Source organism: Martinezella calliandrae (assembly GCF_030272695.1).
GTDB classification, from domain to species: Bacteria; Pseudomonadota; Alphaproteobacteria; order Rhizobiales; family Rhizobiaceae; genus Rhizobium; species Rhizobium calliandrae.
The window spans coordinates 16305-31789 of the sequence record NZ_JARFYN010000008.1 but is presented as its reverse complement, the minus strand read 5'-3'; the positions used below and the strand labels follow the sequence as shown (position 1 = coordinate 31789).

17 protein-coding genes are annotated in these 15485 nt (G+C 60.2%); 11 read left to right on the top strand and 6 right to left on the bottom strand.

Annotated features, from left to right (window positions below; all coding sequences use genetic code 11):
* Positions 1–32: 32 nt before the first annotated feature.
* From PY650_RS08050 to mobB, 3 genes are read left to right on the top strand one after another with little or no spacing between them, the layout of a single operon-like run.
* A complete protein-coding gene (locus tag PY650_RS08050; protein ID WP_285878564.1) occupies positions 33–944 on the top strand; it encodes a DMT family transporter in 912 nt (303 codons plus the stop codon).
* Between the two features lie 10 nt (positions 945–954).
* Positions 955–1605: a molybdenum cofactor guanylyltransferase MobA gene (gene mobA, locus PY650_RS08045; protein ID WP_285878563.1), complete on the top strand. Its 651-nt coding sequence runs from the start codon at positions 955–957 to the stop codon at positions 1603–1605.
* A complete protein-coding gene (mobB, locus tag PY650_RS08040) occupies positions 1602–2132 on the top strand; it encodes a molybdopterin-guanine dinucleotide biosynthesis protein B (RefSeq protein ID WP_285878562.1) in 531 nt (176 codons plus the stop codon). Before mobA ends, mobB begins: the two co-directional genes overlap by 4 nt.
* Positions 2133–2183: 51 nt before the next feature.
* Here mobB and PY650_RS08035 read toward each other — a convergent pair whose 3' ends face one another.
* Entirely contained in the window at positions 2184–4661 is a 2478-nt protein-coding gene (locus PY650_RS08035) for an OmpA family protein (RefSeq protein WP_285878560.1), read from the bottom strand.
* A 371-nt stretch (positions 4662–5032) separates the two neighbouring features.
* Between PY650_RS08035 and PY650_RS08030 the strand changes: the two genes are divergently transcribed.
* The 4 genes from PY650_RS08030 (at position 5033) to PY650_RS08015 (ending at position 8027) form a co-directional block, all read left to right on the top strand.
* Positions 5033–5815 carry an ABC transporter substrate-binding protein gene (locus PY650_RS08030; protein ID WP_285878559.1) on the top strand — a complete coding sequence of 261 codons (783 nt, stop codon included), beginning with the start codon at positions 5033–5035 and terminating at the stop codon, positions 5813–5815.
* Between the two features lie 117 nt (positions 5816–5932).
* Positions 5933–6736: an ABC transporter permease gene (locus PY650_RS08025; RefSeq protein WP_285866533.1), complete on the top strand. Its 804-nt coding sequence runs from the start codon at positions 5933–5935 to the stop codon at positions 6734–6736.
* The gene (locus tag PY650_RS08020; protein ID WP_285878558.1) at positions 6733–7563 is read left to right on the top strand and encodes an ABC transporter permease; all 831 of its coding nucleotides are present in this window, start codon (positions 6733–6735) and stop codon (positions 7561–7563) included. Before PY650_RS08025 ends, PY650_RS08020 begins: the two co-directional genes overlap by 4 nt.
* A 197-nt stretch (positions 7564–7760) precedes the next feature.
* The gene (locus PY650_RS08015; RefSeq protein WP_285878557.1) at positions 7761–8027 is read left to right on the top strand and encodes an usg protein; all 267 of its coding nucleotides are present in this window, start codon (positions 7761–7763) and stop codon (positions 8025–8027) included.
* Between the two features lie 18 nt (positions 8028–8045).
* Here the strand turns inward: PY650_RS08015 and PY650_RS08010 are convergent, their stop codons facing one another.
* Positions 8046–8771, bottom strand: a complete 726-nt coding sequence (locus PY650_RS08010; protein WP_285878556.1) for a DUF2270 domain-containing protein — start codon at positions 8769–8771, stop codon at positions 8046–8048.
* Between the two features lie 147 nt (positions 8772–8918).
* Between PY650_RS08010 and PY650_RS08005 the strand changes: the two genes are divergently transcribed.
* The 4 genes from PY650_RS08005 (at position 8919) to PY650_RS07990 (ending at position 11381) form a co-directional block, all read left to right on the top strand.
* Entirely contained in the window at positions 8919–9743 is an 825-nt protein-coding gene (locus PY650_RS08005; RefSeq protein WP_285878555.1) for a class I SAM-dependent methyltransferase, read from the top strand.
* A 135-nt stretch (positions 9744–9878) separates the two neighbouring features.
* A complete protein-coding gene (locus tag PY650_RS08000; RefSeq protein ID WP_285878554.1) occupies positions 9879–10571 on the top strand; it encodes a glutathione S-transferase family protein in 693 nt (230 codons plus the stop codon).
* Positions 10564–10908, top strand: a complete 345-nt coding sequence (locus PY650_RS07995; protein WP_285878553.1) for an ArsR/SmtB family transcription factor — start codon at positions 10564–10566, stop codon at positions 10906–10908. Before PY650_RS08000 ends, PY650_RS07995 begins: the two co-directional genes overlap by 8 nt.
* Positions 10905–11381: an SRPBCC family protein gene (locus tag PY650_RS07990; RefSeq protein WP_285878552.1), complete on the top strand. Its 477-nt coding sequence runs from the start codon at positions 10905–10907 to the stop codon at positions 11379–11381. Before PY650_RS07995 ends, PY650_RS07990 begins: the two co-directional genes overlap by 4 nt.
* On the opposite strand, the gene PY650_RS07985 is transcribed toward PY650_RS07990, so the two are convergent.
* From PY650_RS07985 to PY650_RS07970, 4 genes are all read right to left on the bottom strand, one after another.
* A complete protein-coding gene (locus PY650_RS07985; RefSeq protein ID WP_285878551.1) occupies positions 11378–12181 on the bottom strand; it encodes an ABC transporter ATP-binding protein in 804 nt (267 codons plus the stop codon). The two genes, PY650_RS07990 and PY650_RS07985, sit on opposite strands and share 4 nt — an antisense overlap.
* Before the next feature lie 10 nt (positions 12182–12191).
* Positions 12192–13028 carry an aliphatic sulfonate ABC transporter permease SsuC gene (gene ssuC / locus PY650_RS07980; protein ID WP_285878549.1) on the bottom strand — a complete coding sequence of 279 codons (837 nt, stop codon included), beginning with the start codon at positions 13026–13028 and terminating at the stop codon, positions 12192–12194.
* 24 nt (positions 13029–13052) lie between these two features.
* Positions 13053–14228 (bottom strand): FMNH2-dependent alkanesulfonate monooxygenase, encoded by a 1176-nt coding sequence (gene ssuD / locus PY650_RS07975; RefSeq protein WP_285878548.1) that lies wholly within the window; start codon positions 14226–14228, stop codon positions 13053–13055.
* Positions 14229–14432: 204 nt separating this feature from the next.
* On the bottom strand, positions 14433–15401 hold the full coding sequence (locus tag PY650_RS07970) for an aliphatic sulfonate ABC transporter substrate-binding protein (RefSeq protein WP_285878547.1): 969 nt from the start codon (positions 15399–15401) through the stop codon (positions 14433–14435).
* Positions 15402–15485 lie beyond the last annotated feature (84 nt).

Sequence of the window (15485 nt, the reverse complement as noted above, 5' to 3'; positions counted from 1 at the left end):
GATCGAGCTGATATATCTAGGGAATCGCTTTGATGCCGCGGACGAAGAATACACAGGGTGCGCTCTACATGGCCGCAGCAATGGCCGGCTTTTCCTGCAGCGATGCACTGTCCAAATCGGTTATCGTCGCGATGAATGCCGGCCAGATCATGTTTATTCGCGGGCTCCTTACCAGCGTCTTCGTCTATCTGCTTGCCCGGAATATGGGCGCGTTGCGCTCCTGGAACGTCATCGTGCAGCCGATGATCGCGCTGCGCGTCGTCTGCGAGGCGATTGCGGCGGCAACCTATATCACGGCGCTCGGCATGATGCCGATCGCCAACGCTTCCGCCATTCTCCAGGCTCTGCCGCTCGCCGTCACCCTTGGCGCGGCGCTGTTCCTGAAGGAGCCGGTCGGCTGGCGGCGCTGGACGGCAATCACCGTCGGCTTCGTAGGCGTCCTCATTATCATCCGCCCCGGCCCCGACGGTTTCACCACGGCCGCCCTGCTGGTCGTCGCCAGTATGTTCGCCACCGCCGCCCGCGATCTCGCGACGCGCTGCGTCAGCGAGGATGTACCCTCGCTCATGGTGACGGTCTGCACCGCGATCTCGATCTCCGTCTTCGGCGCCCTGTCGATCGTCCCGCTTGGCGGCTGGCAGCCGGTCAGCCTCACCTCGTTCTCACACATCCTGCTCGCATCGATCCTGGTGCTCGTCGGCTATCAATCGGTGATCCAGGCAATGCGCACCGGCGAGATCTCTTTCGTCGCACCATTCCGTTATCTAAGCCTCATCTGGTCCGCATTGCTCGGCTTGCTATTCTTCGGCGAAATGCCGGATGCCTGGACCATGATCGGCTCCGCCATTGTCATCGCCTCCGGTCTCTATACATTCTACCGGGAGAGCAAACGGCAAGCGGCCGAGCGTGTCGCTAAGGCAACAGAGCCGCGTGTGCCCGCCTGAGGTCGCCAACATGCCCGGCTTCATCACCGACCCCGCCGATATCCCGACCTATCTGCTCGCCGGCGGCCGTTCCAGCCGCATGGGCACGAACAAGGCGTTCGCTCTGCTCGGCGGAGAAAGACTTCTGACGCGCATAGCAGCCCGTATCGGACAACAGCAGAAGATGCCAGCCGCGCTGAATGCGGACGCCGACTGGCCGGACGCGATAGGGTTGCGGCTGGTTCCCGATACCATCCCCGGCAAGCTCGGCCCGCTCGCCGGCGTGCTCACCGCCATACGCGATGCCACCGTGAAGCACCCGCATGCATCCCATATCGCCACCGTGCCGATCGATAGTCCGTTCTTCCCCATCGATCTGGTCGCCAGACTGGCTCAAGCGATTGCAGGCCGCGACGAAATCGTGATTGCCGCGTCGCTCGGCCGCGATCATCCGGTCTTCGGCCTCTGGCCCATGACCATCGCCGACGATCTCGAGACCTGGATTCTTACGAACGGCAAGCGGCGCGCCCGGGATTTTCTTTTACGCCACATGGTCCGAACAGTCGATTTTGCAACGATCCAAACGCCGATCGAGCCCCTCGATCCCTTCTTCAACATCAACACACCAGACGACCTGATTGCCGCGGAGAGATGGCTCGCGGCCTTGGAGCAGACGTCATGACCGGGAAGCGACCCAAGATCTTCGGCATCGCCGGCTGGAAGAATTCCGGCAAGACCGGGCTTGCGGTGCGGCTCGTCACCGAATTCACCCGACGCGGCTATAAGATTTCGACCATCAAGCATGCACACCATAACTTCGACATCGACAAGGTCGGCGCCGATAGCTTTCGCCATCGCGAAGCCGGAGCCCATGAGGTCACCATCGTCTCCGGCACGCGCTACGCAATCATGCATGAATTGCGCGACGAGCCGGAGCCGAGCTTCAAGGAAATCCTGGCACGGCTCGCTCCGTGTGACCTCATCCTGATCGAAGGCTACAAGCGCGAACCGATTCCAAAGATCGAAGCGCGCCGCCTGGAGGCTGCCAATCGCGCGCCCTTGGCGCCGCAAGACCCACACATTGTCGCCATTGCCGCCGATCATCCGGTGGAGGATGCCGGCGCACTGCCCATCTTCGATCTCGACGATACCTTGGCGATCGCCGATTTTATCGTTGCGACGGTTGGCCTTGGCGAACCGGCCAAATGACGAAGGCCGCCGGTTTCCCGACGGCCCTTGAGCGTTTGAGATAGATGGAGCTTACTGCGTCGAAGCGACCGGACGCACCAATGCCGTAACACGGCGGATGGTAACGCGGCGGTTTTCCTGCTCGGGCGCCTGCGTGTTCACCTTGAGATATTGCTCGCCGTAACCCTGGGTTACCAGGTTTTCCGGCGGAATGCCGTAGACATCCGTCAGTACGTTGGCGACGGATTCGGCACGCTGATCGGAAAGAACCAGGTTGCTTTGCGCAGTGCCGACGGCATCCGTATGGCCTTCGATCAGGAAGGTCTCGGTCGGGTCCCTCTTGACGATCTTGCTCATGGCCTCGGCGACGCCGCGCAACGTGCTCGCCTGCGACATCGGGATTTCCGAGCTACCGGTCGCAAAGGTGATCGTATCGAGGTCGATACGGCGCACCTTGTCACGGATGCGGGCGGAATAACGCACTTCGTTCAGCGAATAGACCCGCTCCACCGGCTCGACGGGCGGCTCCCGCAGGAAGTCGTAGTAATCCGCCTCACGATCCGTGCCGGTGTCGATGATGTACTGGTTCACCGGGATGCGCAGGCGCATCGGTGGCAACTCGTCGCCGGGATCGCGGAAATAGTCATCGTGGTCCGGCTGATCCTCCAATTCCGGCGAATAGAACAGCACATATTCGCGGCCGCGCGCATCGATGCGCGAGCGCTGAATGACGTCGCCATAGCGGTTACGCACGGTGATGATGCGATCGCCATCTGGACGATCGATGGTTTCACGGTAGCGATCGCGCGGAAGCTGCTCATAGATCGGACGCTCGCCGTCGCGGACGAAGCGCTCGCTGTCATCGTGACGGACGACGTAGGTGTTGTCGATATTCAAGATGACGCGACCGCCCTGATTGCCGTTGCCGTTTTGCTGGACGGCGACGCCTTCCGGCGGCGCGAAATCCGGCCGGCGGTCGAGCCGTCGGCCCTGCTCGTTGGTAATGGCTTCCATCCTGACGGGCTGTTGCTGCTGGCCGCCCACTGCGCGTTGCGCCTCGGCATCGGACGTCGGTGGCTTGCTGTAGGCTGGCTGCGGCTGGGCGTTCTGCCCTTGCACGGCCTGTCCTTGCGTGACCTGTCCTTGTCCAGTCTGGGCCTGGCCCGCCTGACCGCCTGCAGCTTGGCCGCCCTGACGAAGGCCGCGTCGAGCCGCATCCTTGTCGCTATCCAGCACGGCAGCACCGTTCTGCACCGGCAAAATAACGGTCTCATTGCTTGCCGCGGGATTTTCGGCGACTTTCTTTCGACGCTCCAATTCCTGTGGCGAGACCTGCCCACCAGCGGCGGGCGCTGCCGTCTGGGCACCCTGTTGCACGGCGCCATTGGCGGGCGCCTGCGTTGCATTGCCCTGCGCCGGAGCAGCGGTTCCTACATTCGGCTGCTGTTGTTTGCCGAGCTGCGGAGCCGCCTGGTTCTGCGGCTGAGGCTGAGGCTGCTGCGGCTGAGCCTGCTGCCCTTGGCTCTGCTGAACCGGCTGCTGTCCAGGATTGGCTGCGGGCTGTTTTCCGCCCTGCTGTTCATCCGGCAACAACTTGGGTTTCTGCACTTCCTTGCCAGGCTCGGCCTGCTGCGTGGCAGGCGCCTGTTGTTGAGCTGGCTCGGCCTGCTTTCCTTGGGGTTGCTGCGCCGGTGCCGTCGGTTGCGCCTGCTGCTGCAGATGCTTCTTCAATTCGGGCTGGGCTGGGGTCCCCGGCTGAGCCTGTTGCGTCTGAGACTGTTGAGCGGCCGGCGCCTGTTGTTGGGCAGGCGCGGCCTGCTGTTCCGCCGGCTGCTGGGCCGGAGCTGCCGGTTGACCCTGCTTTTGGTGCTTCTTCAGCTCAGGCTGGGCTGGAGCCTCGGGTTGAGCCTGCTGGCTCTGAGATTGTTGGGCAGCCGGCGCCTGTTTCTGTGCGGGAGCGGCCTGCTGTTCCGTCGGCTGCTGCTTCTGATGCTTGTTGAGCTCTGGCTGGGCCGGCTGTTGCGCTTCAGGGGCTGCCTGCTGCTGAGCGGGCTTCGTCTGCGGTGTTGCCTCCGGCTGTTGCGCAGCGTCCTGCTTGTGCTTCTTTTGCTCCGGCTGAGCCTGCTGGGTCTCCGGTGCGGCCTGCGGCTCTACCGGCTTGGGCTGCTGTGTTTCCTGTTGCTGCTTGCCCGGCTTTGCTTGCTCGGGCTGCCCTTCTGGCTGTGCGCCCTTCATCTTCGGCTGCGGCTCGGCTCCGCCCTGCTGGGCGGGCGCGGCCTCATGCTTCTGACCCTGAGGCTCGCCCTGCTCTGCACCGCCTGGCTTCTTGTGCTTTTTCAGTTCCTCTTCGGACTGCCCATCCGGGGCTTGCTGCGCCTGCGCAACTTGGAAACTTGCATTGCCGTTGGCGATGGCCGACTTGGCAGCATCATTATTAATCGGTGCGATGGCCTGTTCGCGCAGCGCTGTGGCAGCGGCCGGCTCGAATGCCAGTGATAAGGACAGCAGTGGAAATGCTGCACTGGCAAATAGTCTGGATCGCTTTCCCATAGGTAAAGTCTCCTTTTCTTATCTTTGTCCGCCGAATCACGGACCCAGCCCCCGGAGCTGATGCCGCGCAATGCCGACCGATTTTCGGTGCCCTTAGGGCCGAATCACGGCGAGCAGCGATATCTTCAGAGAGGATTAGTCATACTGAATTAACCTTGCCTGAACGCGTTAGACGGTTGCCATTCAGGTTTGCGGGTTAATGCAAGCCGCGCTTGCGGCTGCGTGCGGGCCAAAAATGCCTTCGTAATTCCAGTTGCAATTTGCGAAAAAAAAGTAAGATTATCTCAGCCAGGCGGGCCACTCACCCGCTCCATTCTGGCCGGCCGCCAATCAAGAACAACAGCAGCCGGCTGCCAACAGAGAGGATCAAAATGCGCATCTCCACTCGTCTTTTTGCCGCTGCGTCGCTCGCCGCGATGTCGCTCTTCGCCGGCGGCGCGCTCGCTGCTGGCGATACGATCGTCATTGGCACCGACGCCACCTATCCCCCTTTCGAATCGCTCGACGCCGCCGGCAAGTTCGTCGGCTTCGACATCGATATCGCCAATGCGCTTTGCGATCAGATGAAGGTCAAGTGCACCTTCGTGAACCAGGATTTCGACGGCATCATTCCGGCCCTGCAGGCCAAGAAGTTCGATGCCATCGTTTCGTCCATGTCGATCACGCCGGAGCGTGAAAAGACCATCGACTTTACCAACAAGTACTACAACACCCCACCGGCCATTGCAGTGCCGAAGGATTCGACGGTGACCGAAGCAACCGATGCGGCCCTGAAGGGCAAGACCATCGGCGCACAGTCCTCGACCACGCACGCCAACTACGCCACCGCGCATCTGAAGGATGCCGAGCTGAAGCTCTATCCGTCGCCGGACGAATACAAGCTCGACCTCGCCAACGGCCGCATCGACGCTGTCATCGACGACGTCGTCGTTCTTTCCGAATGGGTCAAGTCCGATGCCGGCAATTGCTGCAAGATGCTCGGCACGCTGAAGATTGATCCGCAAATCAATGGCATCGGCGCCGGCATCGGCCTTCGCAAGGGTGACACCGCGCTGAAGGACAAGTTCAACGCTGCGATCGCTGCGATCCGCGCTGACGGCACCTACAAGAAGATCCAGGACAAGTATTTCGACTTCGACGTCTACGGCGAGTGATCGCCTGTCGATTCTTGGGAAAAGGCGACGGCGGAAGCTTGCTCTTCCGCCGTTTTTGTTTGACAAAGTATATAAGAACAAGAGAAACGCAGCAGAAGCTGCGAGGGGAAATATGGTATGGGCGGATTGTTTTCCGCGATTGGTTCCTTATGGGTCTGGCTCGAAACCGTGTTTGATCCACTGTGCGGCCCGGCCGGGCTTTTTACCCTGTTCGGCCAGAACACCGTTATGGCTTGCGGCGATACTGGTTGGGGCGACGAGATTGCCGGCGGGTTGAAAATCACGATCACGATCGCTGTCCTGACATTGCCGCTCGGCCTGGTCGTCGGTTTTCTGGTGGCGCTGGCGCAGCAATCGGAAGAGCAGTCGCTGCGGCTCGCGGCCGGCGTGTTCACGACCATCTTTCGCGGCCTGCCGGAACTCCTGACCCTATTCATCATCTATTACGGCATACAGATCCTGCTGCAGACTGCCCTTGCTTATGTCGGCTACACCGGACAAGTTGAGATCAATGCTTTTGTCGCCGGTATGATCGCCCTTTCGATCGTCTTTTCCGCCTATTGCTCGGAAGTTCTGCTGTCAGCCTTCAGGGCGATCCCCAAGGGGCAATATGAAGCGGGGGATGCTCTCGGCTTTCACCGCGCCCGCACCATGCGCCTGATCATCCTGCCGCAGTTGATCCGCATTTCACTCCCCAATCTCGGGAATCTCTGGATGAACCTTTTGAAGGACACGTCCTACGTTTCCGTCATCGGGCTTGCCGATATCATCCGCCAGACCGGTCTTGCCGTGAGAGCGACCAAGGACCCGTTCCGCTTCTATCTGGTGGCCTGCGCCCTCTACCTGGTGCTCGCCATCATTTCCTCGGCTGGTTTGTCTTACCTTGAACGCTGGGCCAAACGTGCGGAGTTTCGCCGATGAGCTACGCTGAAGCTTTGATCCCGGCGCAACCGGCACCACCAGAGGCAATGAAGGGCGTCTCGAGAGCCCGCGTAGCCGGTTATTTCTTCCTGGCACTCTGGGCGCTGCTCGGCATTTCGCTGATCGCGATGATGATCACCAACTGGGACAACGAGAAATTCTTCCGGTTTGGCCCTCGCCTTCTGCATGGACTCTGGATCACGGTGAAGCTGGTCGGGCTTTCTTTCTTTCTCGGGGCGATACTCTCTATCCCGCTCGCTTTCGCCAGGATGTCGACGAACAAGATCCTGAGGAGCCTGACCTATGGCTATGTCTATCTGTTCCGCGGCACGCCATTGCTGGCGCAGATATTCATGGTCTATTACGGCTTCCCGCAGGCGCGCGGCTTCTTTGAAACTATCGGTCTCTGGTGGTTTTTCCGCGATCCATTCTACTGCGGACTGTTTGCCATAACGTTGAACACGGCTGCCTATCAGACCGAGATTGTCCGCGGCGCCATACAGAGCGTCCATCGCGGCCAAAGCGAGGCTGCGGCGTCGCTCGGCCTTCACAAGCTCATCACCTTCTACAAGGTCATATTGCCTCAAGCGTTGATCGTGGCGTTGCGCCCCTACGGCAACGAGATCATCCTTTTGATCAAGAGTTCGGCAACCGTTTCGATCATCACCGTCTACGATCTGATGGGCGAGACACGCTATGCCTTCTCGCAGACCTACGACTACCAAACTTACCTCTGGGCGGCGATTTTCTACCTGTCCATCGTCGAGATCATGCGCAACGGCTGGGCGCGCATGGAAGCCTATCTGACACGCCATCTGAGACGCTGATCTTTACCAGAACGGCGTCTCCTTTTGCCGCCCGCGGCATTAGCAGCACTCGCCTTATAGCGCTGCTATCATATTGATTTTTTAGAAAAAAATCTTTTTATGCAACACTTTTGTGAAGCTTGGGTTTACCATGAGCTGCTTCTATTTTCTCGTGACATCTCAGTCACGAAAAACATGGGAACAGAAAGGGCGACCTCATGCACAACGACATGCAAAAGCAGATGCAGGGCTATGGGCTGACCACGGCGCAGATCCTCTATCGCCTGCCCGATCATCCGCAATTTCTGCAGACTTATATCTGGCAGGACTACGATCTTGCTCCGAATTTCCCGGAGATGCGCAACTTCCTGAAGTTCTGGCAGGAGAAGCTTGACGGGCCGCTGCATTCGGTGCGCTATGTACACCGCCAGCTGATCTCTGCGACCGAATGGCGGGCGATGAAGGGAGAGTTCATTCTGCAATAGCTCGGCTTTGCCAAGCGATCAGACGTGCGCTTCGCCATGGATGAAATCGCCATCGTCCGTCCCCCGGCGCAGTGTGCTATAGAGAATGACAGCGTAGAACAAGACCACGGCAGCGATCACCAGCCAGCCGGGGATCGGTCCGAGTGCTGCATTGTCGACGATGTAGCTCCACGAATGCGCCAGGTCTTGCGGTGCGCCTTCCGTTTGCAGCTTCGGCGTCGAGATCTTCAAGATCCATGCCAGCAGAAGGATCGCGTACATCCAGCAATAATTCCGTCGCAACCGCCGCTGCATGGCCTCAAAATAGCCGAGCAGAACGCGCGGGGAACGCAAGCTCTTCGCAATCGATTGCGCCCAATCGGGATTGAGTTCCGCTTCGGGCGCCAGGATCTGCGCAAAATAGCTGCGTTCCAGTTGCCGCACGCGCGCCCGATAGACATCGAAGAAACGATAACGCCGCGCCTCGATCATCAAAAGCAATGTGATCAGCATCATGCCGAACAGCAATACGCCATGATGCGACGTCGGCGTCGACAACGACACGGAAAGCAGCGCCGCAACGACAGTGATCGCCCAGTTCGACGTCCGGTCGATACGGTCCCGCCAACTGGTCATCCGCGCGAGCTCGCCACGGTAATAATGGTTCAATGTGTTGGTGATCTCCCCGGTCGTCTGGGGTAGCGGCGGCAGTCTGATGTTCGTGGAGCTATCGATGAGATGGGACGTGGTGAGCTCGGTGGCCATGGCTTTTTCCTCCTCTATTCTTTTTTCACGCAACGGCCTTATGGCCCGCCGCTGTCGCAGACGAATATTTTGCTCCTTCAACGCAGCCATTGCAAAAGCCATTCAAGCGTCTTAAGGCCTCGTTGACAAATGAAAGGGCTGGTACTCATGGCGAAGAAAAAGATCGACGAAGACGCGCTGGCGGAAGCCTATAATCGCGCCCTTGCGCTGGAAAAAGCCGGCGACATCGACGCCGCGGTCAAGGCCTATGAGGATGTGCTGTCAATCGATCCCGAGGACCATGGCGGCGCTACCGTTCGCATCGCCTCAATGGGTCGCGGCGAAACGCCTGTAAAGGCGCCGGACGCCTATGTCGAGACCTTGTTCGACCAGCATGCTGAAGTTTTCGAGGACGTACTCGTCGAGCAGCTCGGCTACCATGTTCCGGTTCTCGTGCGTCAGCGGCTGCAGGCGCTTGGGCTCGGCCCCTTCAAGCGCATGCTCGATCTCGGCTGCGGCACGGGCCTGACGGGCGGCACGCTGCGCGATATCGTCGAGGACATCACTGGCATCGACATTTCCGAAAACATGGTCGAAGTCGCCCATGAAAAGGATCTCTACGAGACGCTGTTCGTCGCCGAGGTCGAGGATTTCCTCGACGACAATGACGAGGAGCCATTCGATCTGATCACCGCCACCGATGTCCTGCCCTACCTCGGCGCACTGGAGCCGCTGTTCTTCGGCGCCGCCGACAACATGACGCCGGGCGGTCTCTTCATCTTTTCCTCGGAAACCCTGCCCGACAGCGCGCTTGCCGGCCGTCCTTACATGGTCGGCCCGCACCAGCGTTTCGCCCATGCGCAAAGCTATGTGCGCGAGCGTCTGAACGCGACCGGCTTCGAGCTGATCGAAATCACCGACATCAATGTCCGCATGGAAGACGGCCAGCCGACGCCCGGCCATCTGGTCATCGCACGCCTCGTCGCGGAATAAGACGGCCCATCTGCAGGATGCCTGAAATAGTTACCCAATTGGGTAACTATCCATTGCTCGATGAACTTTGATCTGTTACTTAGCCATTTAGATAAGTTTAAGCCACAAAGCCTCGATATGGGAAAGGTTCTTTGCATGTCCCTTATTCTCTACCAGCACCCCCTTGCCTCCTTCTGTCACAAGGTCCTGGTCGCGCTTTATGAGAACGGCACGCCCTTCGAAAGCCGCATCATCGACCTCGGCAACGAAGAGTCTCGCGCCTCACTGCTGCGGCTTTGGCCGATCGGAAAATTCCCTGTCCTGCGCGACGAGGCGCTCGACAGCACCGTTCCAGAAAGCACTATCATCATCGAATATCTCGACCGGCATTATCCTGGCCCCGCGCCTCTGCTGCCGCTCGATCCGGCGGACGCACTCTGCGTCCGCCTCTGGGACCGCTTCTTCGATCTCTATGTCCAGGAACCGATGCAGGCGATCGTCGCTGATATTCGCCGTCCGGAGGATCAGCGCGACTCCAAAGCCGTCGCTCAGGCGCAGGCCCGGCTGCACACCGCCTATGGCATGATCGAACAGCAACTCGCCGAAAAGCCCTGGATCGCCGGCGACGCTCTAACGATGGCGGATTGCGCTGCGGCGCCGGCGCTATTCTACGCCGAGACGCTTGTGCCCTTCGGCCAACAGCACGTCCGGCTGAAACAATATTATCAGCGCCTGCTCGCTCGTGCGTCCTTCGCCCGCGTGCTGAGGGAGGCAATGCCCTACTTCCACCTCTATCCCTATCGTGAAAAGCTGCCCGCCGAGTTCCAGCCGGAACGCCCACATGCTTGAGGAACCCCTGGCGCTCGACCGGATGTTCCAGGCTTTGTCGGATCAGAGTCGGCGCGGCATGATCGACCGCCTCGGCCGCGGTCCCGCCTCGGTAACTGAATTGGCACAGCCGTTCGCCATGGCGCTGCCGACCGTGATGAAACATCTGCACGTGTTGGAGACCAGTGGGCTGGTGTTATCTGAAAAGACCGGCCGGGTGCGGACTTATCACCTGCGCAAGGAGGCGCTGGCAACGCTCGAGCGCTGGATTGGCGAACGTAAGGCGGGATGGAACAGGACCTTTGACCGGCTGGACCAGTTTCTCGCCGACAATTCCGAGGAGACAGTTGTGAAATGACTGAAAGATCGACGCAACACACGACTTTGGCCATAGAGCGCCATTTCAAAGCACCATTGACGCGCGTTTTCGGCGCCTGGGCGGTGGCCGAGAACAAGCGCCAGTGGTTTGCTTGTCACGACGATTGGACGCCGCTGGAATTCCAGCTCGACTTTCGTCCCGGCGGCAACGAGAGCAATCGGGTCGCCTCGACGGACGGTGTGGTGCACGCCTATCAGGGCCGCTATATCGATATCGTGCCGAATGAGCGCATCATTTATGCTTTCGACATGATGCTCGACGAAAAGCGCATCTCGGTGTCATTGGCCACCGTCACCTTCGCTCCGGAACCGACCGGCACGGCGATGTTTTTTACCGAGCAGGTGGTTTTTCTGGACGGTTATGGTGACAATGGCTCGCGGCTGATGGGCACGGAAATAGGCTTCGACAATCTGCGGCTCTATGTCGAAGGCAACGAAACCAGGCCGAATTAGCCTTCTCTGACATCACCGAGGATAGCCGCCAGCAACTGACCTTCGAGTTGCGCCAGCCCCGGATTGCCGTGGCGGCGGGGATGCGGATGGGGAACGGTAAGATCGAGCACGATCCGCCCCTCGTCCAGCACCACGACCCGATCGGCCAGATGCACGGCCTCGCTGACGTCATGGGTGACGAGCACGGCGGTGAAGCCGAGTTCGCGCCAGACGCGGTTCAACAATTCCTGCATGCTGATGCGGGTCAGCGCATCCAATGCGCCAAGCGGCTCGTCCAGTGCCAGAATACCTGGTTTGCTGACCAGCGCACGGGCGAGCGCTACCCGCTGCCGCTGACCGCCGGAAAGCCGCGAAGGCCATTCGGCCGCCTTTTCCGCTAGCTGCACTTCCGAAAGGACTGACGCAGTCTCGGACCGCGCCACGTGCCGCGGAACACCCTCACCGAGACCGACGGCGACATTGTCGGCAACGGCGAGCCAAGGCAACAACCGAGGTTCCTGAAAGACGATACGGGCGTTCGGCGCTTCGTCACTTCCGCCGGCAGTCTCAAATAGCACGTGGCCTGCAGTCGGCTCATCGAGGCCCATCAGGATGCGCAATAAGGTGCTCTTGCCGCAGCCACTTTTGCCGATGACGGCGACGAACTGGCCGGCGGGAATATCGAGATCGATGCCGCGCAGCACACGATTGTGGCCAAAACTCTTTTCCAGAGCATTGATGCGGATGGCAACCGCGCCTGTCTTCGACAGAGCGTCCTCGGAGGGGCGCGGTTGAACGCGTTCCAGTGCGATAGCGGTCATGGGATGCTCCTCAATTCTGATAGGCCGGGTTCCAGCGCAGCGCCCTGCGTTCCAGCGTCCGGGCAACGACGTCGGCGAGCTTTCCAAGCGCGGCATAGATGACCAGTGTCAACACCACGACATCGGTCATGCCGAACTCGCGGGCATTGTTGGCCATGTAGCCGATGCCCGATGACGCTGCGATCGATTCGGCGACGATCAACGTCAGCCACATGATACCGAGCGCGAAGCGCAGCCCGACAAGAATAGACGGCAGGGCGCCGGGAAAGATCACCTTCTTAAACAGGGTCCAGCCGCTCATGCCATAGACACGGCCCATCTCGATCAGTCCGCGGTCGACATTGCGAACGCCATGATAGGTGTTGAGATAGATCGGGAAGAGCACGCCGAGCGCCGTCAGGAACAATTTCGATTCTTCGCCGATCCCGAACCAGAGGATGACCAGCGGCACCATTGCCAAATGTGGGATCGTGCGCAGCATCTGCAGTGTCGTATCGGTCAGTTGCTCAGAGAGCGTTGAAACGCCGTTGGCAATGCCGAGCAGGAAGCCGATCGAGCCGCCAACGAAGAGGCCGGCGAAGGCTCGGCCGGCGCTGACCAGAATATTATGCGGCAATTGCCCGGAGATCGTTGTCTGCCAGAATGCCACGACGACAGCGGCCGGCGATGGCATGATGCGGGTGGAGATCCACCCGACCGATGAGCCGAGCTGCCAGATCGCGATGACGACGATCGGCAGCAAAAAGGGCAAGAACCGCCCCAGGGTGAAGGTCGGCCGCACTGATCTGGCCGGGCGAACCCTGCTTTCGGCGGCCGTGCGTGCGAAGGATGTGTCGAAAGCCGACATGGAGATCTCCCTGGAAGGATGGGGTTAAGAGCCGGAAACGACTTTCAGATTGCCGCCATGGCTGCCACCGGCGAAAATCTGTTTTGCCCCGAATTCGTTGCGAAAGCCGGCTCGCTGCTGTTCCCGGCCCAACCCAAGCTCGGGAAACAGCAGCTCCGCGACGCGATAGGCCTCTTCCAGATGCGGATAGCCGGAGCCGATCACCGTTTCGATGCCTATGTCCTGATATTCGCGTAGCCTTGCCGCCACTGTCTTGGGCGACCCGACCAGCGCCGTGCCGGCACCGGCGCGCACGAGGCCAACGCCTGCCCAGAGGTTCGGCGAAACTTCAAGCCTGTCGCGGCGGCCGCCATGAAGGGCCGCCATGCGCCTCTGACCGACGGAGTCGGATTGATTGACGAACTGCTCCTGCGCTTCGCGGATCGTTTCGTCATCGAGCTTGGAGATCAGCCGGTCGGCCGCGGCCCACGCCTCCTCGTCCGTCTCGCGGACGATGAAATGCAGGCGGATACCGAAGCTGATTTCGCGGCCCTTGCGGGCGGCAGCCGCGCGCACCTTCTCGATCTTCTCCGCCACCTGTGCCGGCGGCTCGCCCCAGGTCAGATATTTGTCGACGCGGCCGACCGAAAATTCGATGCCTGCATCCGACGATCCGCCAAAATAAAGCGGCGGGCGCGGCGCCTGCACCGGCGGCAATCCAAGCTTGGCGCCCGTCGCCTTGATATACTTGCCATCGAAAGTCGACGTGCCCTTCTCCAAGAGTTCTTCCCAGACGGTGAAGAACTCGTCGGCATGGGCATAACGTTCGTCATGGGCGAGATGAATGCCGTCGCCCGCCAATTCGGCAGGGCTGCCGCCAACCACGATGTTCAGCAACACTCGACCATTCGAGACACGATCGAGTGTCGAAGCGAGACGAGCATAATAGGCAGGCGATGCTGTGCCGGGACGGATTGCGACCAGGAATTTCAATTTCTGCGTCTGCGCTGAGAGCGCCGCGGCGGTGACAAACGACTCCTCGCACGAGACGCCCGTCGGCAGCAGCACGCCCGAGTAGCCAAGCCGATCGACAGCCTGCGCGATCTGCGTGAGATAACCTATTTCCGGCCCGCGATTGAGATCGCTCGAGCCGAGATAGGTGCCGTCGCCAGAGGTCGGGATGAACCACAGGAAGTCGATGGGTTTGGCAGTCTCGGTCATGATGTTTCCTGTCTCCTGGATATGCTTGATCGGGAGCCCGCTTCTCAGGGCCTTTTACCGGATAGTTGCATAGACTACTTATTATATCGACAATACAGATTTTCTATTGCCACCGAAGCAGCGAAATATTTTTCCCCGCTATGCGCCGCGCCGATATGTTTCGAGCGCGGACCGCAGCGGCGGCCAAGGGCAAGCCCTGGCGCCTCAACTCGCCTTCGGTCTCCACACGATATCGGCAACCGCAAGCTTTTTCGGCACGATACCGAGCTCGTAGAACTCGTCCGCCAAACCCTGCTGATAGGCGACCGCCTCGTCACTGATGGTGGAAACACCGCCAAGATTGAAATCGGGACGCGTCAAAGTCACCCGGGTCACGTCGGCAGCTACGCCGGTGATCGCCGCCAGCGCCGTTACGGTATCATCGAGATGCGTCTGTGCATCGGCACCGACCTCGGCAAGTTCGTCGATGACGTCCACAATCACCTGTGGATTGTCCTTGGCGAAATCGCCGTTTGCCAGGAAATAGCTGAAGGAATCGACGATGCCCCGCGCCGTCGCCAGGATGCGGGTATCCGGATCGGCCTCGGCGATGGCGAGGTAGGGATCCCAGATCGACCAGGCGTCGATGGCGCCGGTCTTGAAAGCAGCGGAAGCATCCGGCGGCGCGAGATCAAGCGCCTGGATATCGTCCACCGTCAGGCCGCCTTTGCGTAGCGCTTTCACGGTGACGTTATGGGCGCTCGACCCGCGCTTGAAGGCAACTTTCTTGCCTTTGAGGTCGGAAAGCGTCTGTATCGGCGCATCCTTGCGCACCAAGATGGCCGAGCCCTCAGGACTTCCCTTGTACTGGCCGACATAAACAAGATTGCCGTTCGCAGCCTGTGCGAAAAGCGGCGGCACGTCGCCCGTGGCACCGAAATCCAGCGCGCCGGCACCGAGCGCTTCCAGGAGCGGCGGGCCAGAGGTGAACTCAGACCACGCAACGGAGATGCCGCGATCGGAAAGCCGCTTTTCCAGCGAGCCCTTTCGATTGGCGAGCGCCAGCACGCCATTCTTTTGCCAACCTATGCGGAAGGTCGTTGCAGTGGCCGCGCGTGCCGGCGGGACGGAAGGCAGCGCTATGGCGGCGGCCGTGGCGCCGAGAAGGCTAAGTGTCTGTCTGCGCGTGATCATCGAAAGTTCCTTTCCCCACCGGTCCGGGACGCTTTCCCGCGAACGCCGGCCCTGTTGTCGATATCTAAGAATTGCAAATCCATA